At 34.5% G+C, this 12011-nt stretch carries 8 protein-coding genes and 2 pseudogenes; 3 read left to right on the top strand and 7 right to left on the bottom strand.

The window, feature by feature from the left end; all coding sequences use genetic code 11:
- The 7 genes and pseudogenes from ACK2M2_RS15570 to ybaK form a co-directional block, all read right to left on the bottom strand.
- Positions 1-1155: phospholipase effector Tle1 domain-containing protein (locus tag ACK2M2_RS15570; protein WP_419349761.1), on the bottom strand; the 1155-nt coding region annotated here is incomplete at its 3' end.
- Entirely contained in the window at positions 1155-3920 is a 2766-nt protein-coding gene (locus tag ACK2M2_RS15565) for a type VI secretion system Vgr family protein (RefSeq protein WP_419349759.1), read from the bottom strand. The genes ACK2M2_RS15570 and ACK2M2_RS15565, both read right to left, overlap by 1 nt.
- Before the next feature lie 256 nt (positions 3921-4176).
- Positions 4177-4618: pseudogene (locus tag ACK2M2_RS15560) on the bottom strand (putative metallopeptidase); the annotation flags it as partial.
- A pseudogene (locus tag ACK2M2_RS15555) lies at positions 4578-5014 on the bottom strand (hypothetical protein). The pseudogenes ACK2M2_RS15555 and ACK2M2_RS15560, both read right to left, overlap by 41 nt.
- A 73-nt stretch (positions 5015-5087) precedes the next feature.
- Complete coding sequence (locus ACK2M2_RS15550; RefSeq protein ID WP_419349757.1) at positions 5088-5669, bottom strand: hypothetical protein; 582 nt, start codon at positions 5667-5669, stop codon at positions 5088-5090.
- A 458-nt stretch (positions 5670-6127) separates the two neighbouring features.
- Positions 6128-7141 (bottom strand): 3-oxoacyl-[acyl-carrier-protein] synthase III C-terminal domain-containing protein, encoded by a 1014-nt coding sequence (locus ACK2M2_RS15545; RefSeq protein WP_419349755.1) that lies wholly within the window; start codon positions 7139-7141, stop codon positions 6128-6130.
- 1601 nt (positions 7142-8742) lie between these two features.
- Positions 8743-9210, bottom strand: coding sequence for a Cys-tRNA(Pro) deacylase (gene ybaK / locus ACK2M2_RS15540; RefSeq protein ID WP_409512957.1), 468 nt, complete (start codon positions 9208-9210; stop codon positions 8743-8745).
- Between the two features lie 230 nt (positions 9211-9440).
- Between ybaK and ACK2M2_RS15535 the strand changes: the two genes are divergently transcribed.
- From ACK2M2_RS15535 to ACK2M2_RS15525, 3 genes are all read left to right on the top strand, one after another.
- A complete protein-coding gene (locus tag ACK2M2_RS15535) occupies positions 9441-10139 on the top strand; it encodes a lysophospholipid acyltransferase family protein (protein ID WP_419349753.1) in 699 nt (232 codons plus the stop codon).
- Positions 10136-11080: a phosphatidate cytidylyltransferase gene (locus ACK2M2_RS15530; RefSeq protein WP_409512955.1), complete on the top strand. Its 945-nt coding sequence runs from the start codon at positions 10136-10138 to the stop codon at positions 11078-11080. Before ACK2M2_RS15535 ends, ACK2M2_RS15530 begins: the two co-directional genes overlap by 4 nt.
- A 233-nt stretch (positions 11081-11313) precedes the next feature.
- Positions 11314-11868, top strand: a complete 555-nt coding sequence (locus ACK2M2_RS15525) for a lytic transglycosylase domain-containing protein (protein ID WP_419349751.1) — start codon at positions 11314-11316, stop codon at positions 11866-11868.
- The last annotated feature ends 143 nt before the right edge of the window (positions 11869-12011 follow it).

The raw sequence follows: 12011 nt of genomic DNA, 5'->3' as shown, positions 1-12011 counted from the left end.
AAATGGCCGAAGACTTTTATAAGTTGGCTGCCTAGAATCTCCCAAGGGAAAGTCTCCTGATAATTCAGCGTATATCAATACATACTGTGCTTTTCTCTTTGCTATTTCAAACATGATATTACAAGTAATAAATTGATAATGAAAATATACAGTCCTCTCTCCATATTCTTTACTTGTTATACCTATTCCTCTTCCTACGCCTTGACTCATATAATTCATATCAAAATCATTTCCCATACCATTTTTTTGGACTTGTGCATGGTTTTGTTTAAATTGTGATTCATTATAATATCCTTTATCCAAAAACCATTTATAACTTATATATTCATTTTTAAGTTTATTTGCTAACAACGGATCATTTATTAAAGATAACATTTTTTTTTCACTAGCCTTCTCAGAATATCCGCCACCTATATCAGAGTGTGCACCAGGAAAACTACATTCAAAACCAATACCATCTTTTAAAGCACCACGAATTCGAGTTAATGGGAAATTATGCCGATAATCATTTTGCGCCGTTAAATGTGCTATATAATTAATGCCTTGAGGTTTTCCAATATCAAGCCCTAACTCTTGAACATCATTATAAACACTCAACTGATCTGATGAAACTGTATCAAATATTCCCACAAAATTAATTTTTGACTTTTTCCATTTACTTTTCGGCGACTTAAAAAGATAGCAAAAATTTCTTGCCCAAGCCGCACCACGGCTAAAGCCATAAACATTGATAACAACTATATCTGGCGCTATATTTATAGTAATTGCCTCTAAATTTTTAAGTGCTTCATTAACACGATCCTCCCTACCTGTATTTGAAATAGCCAACCCCATACCAAACACCTCAGCATCTTTTTTTCCTTTGTTAGTTCCGGCACCTTCAATATAAATTTTCCTAACTGTTGGTGTTTCTTTCATCGCCATAAACAGTAGTGCCACATTAGAATAATAATTTTCATAACTAACACTACCTTTGGGTGCATTATTTTTATTTTCACGATATATCTCTGTATTAAAACGATTATTCCCCGTTCCATCAAAAAAAATATGCACTGTAAATGTTTTTATTTTTGCATCGACATGAGTATTGCCTGGAGGCGTAGTATTGCCAGTTTGTAATGGTTGTTGACCTGATTTTTTTTGCATATCAGCCATTATTCTTCTCCTTTCTCATTATTATCTTCAGTTCCACTTTCAGAAGCACTTTCTATTTGCTCATCCACATCTTGGTATATGGTGACTTTTTTAGAGTCAAACCCACTATTGATCCTAGAAGTAAAGCCTTTCTCATCTGTTTCACCACGAAAGACTTGTTCATTATCGCCAATCACGATTTTATATCTAAACCCAGTCAAAGCATTGCCTTTATCATCCAATATGCGAAATGCTTCATCATTGGTTCCTTTAAAAGCAGGCAGGACATAGGACAATGTTTTTTCTGATTCAAATTTATGTCTGTTTGCATGTACAACCCAATTATTTTGAGTCCCTTGCTCAATACCATTTTTATCAATTTTGATATAGTTACCATTGACATTAAATAAAATCTCTTCAGCAGCAACGATTTCTATTTTTTTCTTTAAACTAAGTAGTTTAATATTTTGATCTGCAATGATCTCTATATCGTCACTTTGCGCTTCAATTTCTATTTTACCTTTAGCTGTAAATATCCTTGCTCCCAAATTTTGCGCAAATAAAGTTATACCTTTAGCTACACTAGCAAATAAATTATTTTCACTGACCAAACTGATATCTTTTTTCGTCGTTAGGGCTATATGCTCTTTACTTGAGAAATGAATAGTTTTTTCAGAAACAATCGCAACTCCACTTGATGCAGCAACTACAATTTGTGGATCAGATAATTCAGAGAATTTTTTCTGCTCTTGACCTTTTATACTTTGCAACTGTTTTGCAAGTTTAGCTTGAGCTGTTTTATCTATACTGCGTTCATCTGCTTTATGGCTGATTGCTGTTTGAGTGTGTAATTTATGTATATCAGTTGCATTTGTTAACTGTTGAATTGTTTCATTTATTGATTTTGCATAGCTTTCCGCATTGGCTTTGGCATAGGTAGATAGGATTAAACCTTGCCCAGAACGAATTACACCATGCCCGTCCGTTCGAAGTTCAAAACCTTCACCACGGTAATCCTTACGCCCGCTCTGATCAGGAATACGGGTGATATATCCTAGGTTCAGTTCACTCGACTGATGGTCAGATTTTAAATGAACCTGTACCTGACCACTGGTATCATCCATCACCAATTGATTTGCCTGGCTTCCCCCCAATTCTCGAGATTTAATACCTGAAAGGGCCTTTTGATCAGGAAGATCCCACAATGGCATATTGTCAGGATTGGCTAATCTACCTGACACAAATGGCATATCAGGATCACCATTGAAAAAATCTACGATGACTTCCTGCCCAATACGAGGAAGATGAATTGTTCCATAGTTGTTTCCTGCCCATGCAGTCCCTACCCGAAGCCAACAGGTATTCGTTCCATCATTTTCGCCAAATATGCCATCCTCATCACTTGATTGACTACTTGGATGTAAACGATCCCAGTGAAACTTAACTTTCACCCGTCCAAACTGATCTGTATGGATTTCCTCATCAGGAGGTCCAACAACAATCGCTGTCTGTGGTCGGCCACTCGGTTTATCCAAGGTACGATCTGGTCTTAAAATAAACTCATCAGGCTGAGCAATAAACTCAACAACAGAATCATAAAAATGATGATCCGCTTTTTCTTCACTGATATCTTGAATGGTTGTCTGTGTTCCCAGTATCAGCCAACCACGGTTAGAGTCACTGTTCGGATGATTTTCCAGATTAAAACGGAAACCCGTCTGTAAACCCTTTAAATGCCCTTTTCCTTTTGCCCGATAACCATGCTGATAGAGTTGTTCCACATGTTGTTTAGCTTTCAGTTTGCCGCCATTTTCAGCAGAAATAAAATCACCTTGCTGCCATTCGTAAATTTCCTGTTCCGCAAAATCGTGATTCCATTGGAAGTCATCCTTTGCGGTCTGCACCAGATTTACCTTTTTAAATTGATAATCACTGAGCTGAACCTTACCACTGACTAACTGCTGAGCAGGCTCAAAAAATTCAATATATTCTGCCCGATGGGGAAACCGCTGGTTCGGAGGATAGATTATCAAGTTGCGATAACCTTCGGCATCCATTTCCTTATAGGCTGCATTGTGATCCGAAATAATCAGTGTCAGATGGTTACGGCTATGCTCAAAATGGAAGTTTAATGAAAATTCCTGCATAAGCCGTTGAATAAATGAAAAATCATCTTCACCGTACTGCACCTGAAAATCCAATGTGGAATAAGAGCCACTACAACGATATTCCACATGGAAAGGATAACGTTCCAGCACTTCCTCTATAATTTGCAGGACATTTTTTTTTTGAAAAATCTTATAATTTGTGGTTTTAGTCAGCAACCATAACCAAGGTACTAGAGTTACTTTATAGGTGGCATGACGGTTACGTACAGGCAACACTTCAACACGGCTTACTATACCTCGAAAGAAACGGGCACCATTAAAACTGTTCTGATAGGTATTTTCATTGTCGAGATTATTAATTGGTGCCAGTTGTGAAGAATTTAGTTTGAATCCATCTAGGCGAACACAAACTGTAATTTCTGTACCAATTAAACTTTGTAGATTCAGATCGGATGCTGGAGGCCCACCATTATCTGCCTTTTTTTTAGAAGTAAACCCTTCAAGTCCCTGATAACCATGCACAGGATTATTGAACTCATCACGGACTTTAACAATAAGCTGATACTCGAACAGCTCACTTATCTTCTCATGACCACATAAGGAGTCAAACCATAAATAAGATGTTCCAGATGGACTTTTAGGTAGGGCTTTGCCGAATAATTTAATTTGATGATTCATTTTTTTAATAAATATAATTTTATATATTTATGAAGAATATCTAATTAATATAAAAAAATCATTGGAAAATTTGTATCTATATTTTAACAATTCAAGTTAGATAGAGTGTCTCCTCATAACAGTCCATTTAATATAATTCTGCTTATGTGAAATAGCCCTCTAGAGGGCTTTCTCAAATAACTTCCTTTCTACAGCCCGTCTATTCACAAGCTCCTGCAACCTTGCCCCACCTTTAAGCCAATATGATCGTTATTGGTTCACCATATTCATCACGTTCTACACCAATCTGGTAAAACTCATGCTCAATCAAAGCGCAGAATTCACACTCATTCGAGTGTTCACAGAAACTCGCATCAACGGTAATGAGGACAACAGGTACAAATCCAAACCAGCCCCGCATCTGCTGTTCTTGACGAGCTTTATGCCATCCGCCTTGATTAAACATCACTTTTTCACATTGACCCAATACCATTCTCTATTTAACCATACATGCAGATGATGCAAATGCTAAAAGGTTTCATCATCGTGGAGTAATTCTGCAATATGGTCATGGTCAGAATTATGAAGTGCACCGCCAATAGTTAGAAAGTTTTTAATCATCCATTCTTTTAGATCCACAGAGGTTCTAGGCGTATTGTTTCTTCTTCCTCTGTTCGATCAATTTGATCCGTCGATGGAAATGGTCTGATCTGTTTCATCTTCTAATCTCTCCAAACTGCCCTTGAATCCAATTGATTGCATAACCCGACTCAATTTGATGAGGCTCAAGACGTACAAATGTGTAGCCCATATTCTCAGCCAAATCATACTTATTAAATGCATTTGCTATCTTCTTGCCACCACGTCCAACTGACCATGAACTGCCGGCAATTTCTATAAGCAGATTCAGCTTCACAATATAGAAATCAAATCGCCAATTTCTAGTTGATTCAAATTGAAATTTTCTGCGGTACCCAATTAGATTTTCTTCTAGCTCTTGAAATAAGCATTCTTCAGCTTCTAAGTATTTTTCTTTTGCTTTAGGTAATGGCTTAGTTCTTGATTTTTTTGCGTTGGCGTCTGTTAGTTTTCCAAAAATATCTGTCAACATCCATAAATTTCGCCCATAAAAAACCCTTAAATCAGATCTGCTGTTTGATTCAAAGGGTTTAATTTAGTATTAAAGCATTATGCCGTTAATTGACTTTTACAAACAATATCTACAATTTTACCCGCAGGCTCATTGAAGATATAAACTAAATTAGGATCAGTTACACAAACAGTTCCTTTAAAGAAAGTCTTAATAAAAGAAAATATTTCGAACTTTTGATTCGTTTGTTTAGTTGCTATATATTTTGAGTTTGCATCTGTAAAAATTGAGCTCCAGTTTTCACCAAACTTTTCCAAATCCTTAACTGATGTTCCTCTTAAATCTATTAGTTGATCAATTTTAGTTGAGTTTGGATTATATACGGCAATAAATGGTCCTGATGATTTGGTTAAAGCAGCATTCAATTGCGATAATTCCTGGCTAGCTAGGTCATAGTCATAAACTTGTAAAATCACATCACAGTCTATTGTGTTTTGATCTATTTCTTTAGTGACTGGAACTTTTGTTACTACTTGATCTTCGATAGAAACAGATGTAGATTCTTCCGCCTCATCAGGTGTCTGTAATTTAACAAATCCCTTACATAGTGCTTTATTGTATTTTTTAGCATTAATACCTATGTCAAACATAATAACTGCAGATGGTCTTGAGCTATTCATCACGGGTCTTAAATCAGCTTCACTAAATGTAAATTTACGAGATATAATGTCAGTACTATTAATGGATGGAACAGTCCCTACAGTGGGTGGAACAGGGATACAGTGCCCTGACTGGATTGATTTGCACTGCAACCTATAATGTCACAACACCCATTAAAGTTATTAGAAGTAATATAGATTTCATGATTTATTCTTCCTTGTTTAATTGTATATTTATTATAGGTATTTATATTTATTTTTGAAGATAATTCAAATAACCATATATTATAAGTAATTACTTAAATACCAATAGTGCTATGCTAACTAATAATAACTCATATTATATTAAAAAAGGAAACGCTAAATACCTAAGAGGAGAGCGGATTTTATGTGCAGTAATTTATTTAGCATAAAAAATACCACCCGAAGGTGGATTTCTGTTTTTAAATAGCTATAGTAAAATACTATTATCTAATATTCTATAGCCTCCAAAGCATTAACCCAGTCTGATATCCTGCTCCCAAAGTCCACAATACAATAATATCACCTGATTTTATCAACCCTTTTTTAAGCCTACTTGCATACGCAATGAATAAGCTATTTGCTCCTGTATATCCATATACATCCCCAATATATTCAATTTTTTCCCACGGAATATTCTTTTTTTCTTGAAGAATATCAATATTCATCTTCGTAAATTGTGAAAGTAAAAAACATGAGATATCTTCTAATTTTAAGTTATTTTTTTCTAACAATTCATCAAGTGCAACTGCTGCATAATCAACGCTTTCAATACCACTAAATGCAGCCCAATGAATTTTTTCATTTACACTCTCAGAATAAGAAAAACCTTTTGGAGGTAAAACAATTGTATGTGCAAAGCTACTATCTGTCTGGTAAGCACGATCAATCATTCCAGACTCTGAATCATCCCAAACCTTTTCAATTATAATTGCAGCCGCCGCATCTCCAACAATAATTGATGGTATTGGCTCATCTTCACTACCTATCTTACTTAGGTGATCAGCACCTATAACTAAAGCTCGCTTGTACGACTCTTTAGATTTCAACAAAACTGATGCTTGTTCTAATGCTAAAAACATACCTAGACAATTTGCATTTATATCAAAACAAACACATTCTTTTTTTAATTTTAGAGCTGAATGTAGCCACAGTGCATTAGTGGGAGATAGGTATTCTAATGTCGTTGATGCAAAAATAATAATATCAATATCGCCATCAATAATATTATGATTTTCTAATACTTTTTTTGAAGCGTTAATTGCCATAGTTAAAGCATTTTCTTCATTTTCAACAATAACATATCTCTTGTCACGCCCTACTTTTTCCAAGATTCCCTTAACTTTATCATTGCTTTGAAATCGTCTTAGAAAATAGTCATTATCACGAACTGTTTTAGGATGATATATATCAACAGCAGCAATTTTTAAGGCGTCTTTTCTTTGCTCGTTAGTTCTATATGTATTATTCATTATGGATTTTACTACTTCTATAAATAAGTTTAGATTTAAAATAAAAAAGGTAATTTCAATAATTAGTTGAAATTACTTTTATTGCCTTTTTAATGTCTTCTTCGGATGTAGAATAATAGTTGAGATATTGCTTACGCATGTCATAAATACATTTGGTTGAGTCATTTAACAACCCAATTTTCAGAAATAATTTAACATTTGGTCAAAAATAAAATACGACAAACATATAAAAATGTAGCTTATTTCCTGATAAAACTAAACACATAGAATTTTATAAATTTGTAAGTGTCTTCTAACTGCTACTGAAGCACTTTAATCATCATTTATTCATGTTGTTTGCCTTTACAACCTTCTTAAGTATGTAACAAGTACGTTAAATAAAGCCCCGTCATAAAAAACGTCTAAGTGCCTTTCAATATATTCAACTCTAACTTTTAGCTTTTTGCCTTACAATATTCTCAGCATTGCTTGTAGCATCATGAAACGTCACTGCACTTAAAAACCCAAATCTATAAACTTGACAATCTAAGACTACAGACTGTCTACAGTAAACTGGGCTTTTAACATTCTCTAGATCTACTTTGAATTGGAAACCATCCTTCTCAACAATCTGGCATTCAGATCATCACCCATACAACTATACATCTGCATTCCTATTTATCTATCAGCAGAACATTGCTAACTTTAATTTTTTGCTTCTTTGTGGGTTTCTTTACTATATTTTTCTACAGCTTCTGAAGTACATTTAATGGATATCTCTAAAACAATAACCATCAAATTTTCATGTTACTTCCATCTTTGAATATAAGCATTTACTGACATTTGATATAATTTTATACCTGTATAGTAGAAACGCCTTTGTGGAGTAAAATTACCTTCGAGATCTGGATTAACTGCAAAATCAATTACCATTCCTGCCACCAATCAGAACAAGTGATAAATAGAGATATACTTAGGCTCACGCCTCTTATCTTGATATGCCTCATTCATCATAATTATAGCCAAATGATTTCGTATAAATTCATAGTCACTCTTGGCATGTTCACCATAGATAATTAAAGATGTAATCGACTTTGCTAACTGAGCTTCCATGCTTGCAATAGCACCCAAGCGATCTTGATAGTCCGAAGGTTTCTCTCCTGTACCATGTGCCTCATCACTGAATTATAATGACTTAGCTGTGCAACACTAATATTTAAAAAAATTTTGACTTATGAACTGTTTGAGGGAGTAGTATGATGGATATGCTTACATAAAAAGATCGCGACTTACTTCAGGCTATATTTAATGAAATGCAAATTTTAAAAACAAACTTTCACACAGCAAAATAAAAGACGTATAGGTCGTGCTGAGTTTGCAAAATTATTTAATATTGAACTAGAAACCTCGGATGCTAGAATTAGAGATGCTCATTATACAAAACAACATCAGGATGGTAAAAAGAGTTATTGGCTCAATTCTTATGTTCAGTCTGTAGTTATGGATATTTAATTTAGCGACAAAACCACCATCTAGGTGGTTTTTTTTATGAGAAATACTTTTTTGAGTAACATTGTGAGTAACATTATTTTTCAACTAAATTTAACGAGTAAAAATACAGGTTATTCATCCAAAATATCAACGAACTCAGCAGATAATACTTCAGATAAATCTTGTGGTTTTAACCCAACATCTAAACCCCGTTTCCCTCCACTCACATACATTTTATTTAATGCTTTTGCAGAGGCATCAATCACTGTTTTTAAACGTTTTTTCTGACCAATTGGACTAATTCCACCGACCAAATACCCTGTTAAACGCTCAGCAACTTTTGGATCTGCCATATGCAGTTTTTTACAGCCAAAAGCCCCTGCGACTTTCTTTAAACTCAACTGATGATTCACCGGTAAAATAGCCACAAAATAATTTTTATCGTCCGTGACCATTAAAGTTTTAAAGACTTCTTCAACCTCTAAGCCTAATTTTTCAGCTGCTTCTAAGCCAAAACTCTTTGCATTTACATCATGCTCATATTCATGAATAGAAAACTCAATCTTTTTTGATTTCAATGTTTTGCATGCAGGTGTCATCAATATTACCGCAGTAAAAATAGATGACTATTATAAGTCGCAAAGCTCGCTCTGTTAAGCCTAAATTATTTATTCAAATGATTGTGACTCAAAAACATCTCAACTCAATATATTTAGTTTTTAATTTTAAATCCATGATTTAAACTACAATTCACTTTACCTACCATGCAATTTTTTGCTTTAATAAGCAAATTTCAAATAATTTATATATATAAATTTCGGTTCTGATCATGACTAAAAACACGTTAAATCAGCAACAAATTAAAGATTCAGACCTACCACAATCCAACATTGCGAGCCATTCTGTTGCACGTTTTATTGCTTTCTTAACTCGACGTGGTGCACGTTTACTTACAGGTGCTCGCAGTTTATGGGTCGGTTGTGAACCCGAATTAAAACAACGTATTTATTTTGCCAATCACAATAGTCATATCGATTTTATTCTACTTTGGTCATCACTCCCCAAAGATATGCGCAGATGTACACGTCCTGTTGCAGCTTCTGATTATTGGACAAAAGATGGATTCCGTCGATTTTTAATTCAAGATACATTCAATGGAGTTACAATAAAACGTAATCGTGAAAATGATGAAGATCCCTTACAACCCATTAAAGATGTATTAAAACAAGGTTATTCGATTATCTTTTTCCCTGAAGGTACACGAAATTTAGAAGATGATGTCGAACTTCTCCCTTTTAAAAGTGGTTTATACAATTTACATCGTGAGTTCCCTGACATTGATATTATTCCTGTTTGGATTTCAAATTTAAAACGTGTCATGCCTAAAGGTGCACTTGTTCCCCTGCCTTTACTTTCAACCATCATTTTTGGGTCGCCATTAGAACAGCACATGGAAATGGATAAAAAAGATTTTTTAGACTATGCACAACAAGAATTATTAAAATTAAAAGAGGTTGAATATCAATGATCTTAAATAATCTAGATAAAACCTATTTACTATTCGCAATATTTACAACTATTCTTATTTTTGCCTCATCTGTTGGACTTATTCTAAAAAAAAGATCGGGTGAACAACCTTCTGCTGTTATTGAAAACTTAAATGCACGTATTAATGCGTGGTGGGTCATGCTCATCGTCATTGGGTCTGCCATTGCACTCGGCAATACTGCTTTTATTATTCTATTTGGATTCATTTCTCTTTTTGCATTACGTGAATTTATCAGCCTTTTACCGACAAGACGAGGTGATTATTTTCCATTACTCATTGCATTTTACTTCGTAATTCCCTACCAATATTATCTCGTTTATATCGATTGGTATGGGCTGTACTCTATTTTTATTCCATTATACGTCTTTTTACTGATTCCAATTGCAAGCTTAAAACAAGAAGATACTACTCATTTCCTAGAGCGCAGTTCTAAAATTCAATGGGGATTGATGGTGAGTGTTTTTTGCATATCTCACGTTCCTGCACTCATGAATTTAAAATTACCAGGATTTGAAGGCGAAAAAATTTGGCTCGCTATTTGGCTCATTATGGTGGTTCAAGCCTCGGATGTTTTACAGTATGTTTGTGGAAAATTATTTGGAAAACATAAAGTTGCACCTATATTATCACCATCAAAAACACTTGAAGGTCTGATTGGTGGTGTTATTCTTGCAACAGCTTTAGGAGTTTCAATGGCATGGTTAACACCCTTTAGTTATCTACAAGCGACTGTGATTGGTTTTATTGTTTGTATTTTTGGCTTCTTTGGTGGCTTAGTGATGTCAGCCATTAAACGTGACCGTGGTGTAAAAGATTGGGGGCAACTCATTCAAGGACATGGTGGAATGCTTGATCGTATTGATTCTATTTGCTTTTCGGCGCCTATTTTTTTTCATATTTTAAGATATTGGTGGAGCTAAATTTTTCAATACATCATGAATAAACTCACCTTTGGCCCTTTAGTCAGCCATTCAATTTATCCTTTATACAACGGTTAGCAATTTATTTTTGATCAAGTTAAAGCAAAGCTAAGTTTTTGCTTTAACTCACAATAAATTAACAGGATAGATACTTTTATAAAAATAATAAATGCTAGACTCTATTTTGATCTCAACTTTTACATTCAACCTTGTGAAGTGAAAAATAAATTTTTATGAATACCCCGTTTTTATTTAATCATTTTTTCAAAATATCCCTCATCAGTTCAGTCTTATTCATTACTGCATGTTCATCATTAGGTGGTGGCTCTGTACAAAAACGAGCAACTAAATTATCTGCGGGTATTCAACAAGCGTATCGCGTTACTCCAAGTACAGCAGACCGAATCGCTCCCATTATTGTGCAAAATGCAGATCGTTATAATGTCGATCCCTTACTCATTGCAGCAACAATTAGACAAGAATCCTCATACCGTAGCAATGTAACTTCATCAGCAGGTGCAGTAGGACTGACACAAGTTATTCCTCGCTATTGGCAACAATCCTGTCCTGGAAATTTATATGATGAATCCATTAATATTCAGTGTGGTACACATATACTAGCCAAATATGAACAATCAGCAGGTAGTTGGAAAAAAGCATTAGCTTACTATAATGTCGGACCGACAAATTATGAAAATAATCGAAAAATGAAACGCCAAGGTAAACGATATGCTAAACAAGTTAAGCAACATGAAAAGATGCTAAAGCGCGTATTAAATGCTTCATAATACGAAGAATCCCCACCATAAAGATGGGGTTCTCTTTTTTATTACGCAGTTTTTATGAATTGAACATTATAAGTTCATTAAATACTCAACAATCTGTTGCTGATCGGCCATTTCAGCGAGCTGTAGTGCTGTATATTCACTTT

The sequence above is a fragment of the Acinetobacter sp. TY1 genome (genome assembly GCF_048551395.1).
GTDB lineage: Bacteria > Pseudomonadota > Gammaproteobacteria > Pseudomonadales > Moraxellaceae > Acinetobacter.
The sequence above is the reverse complement of the archived record's forward strand: the minus strand, read 5'-3'. Positions and strand labels throughout refer to the sequence as shown.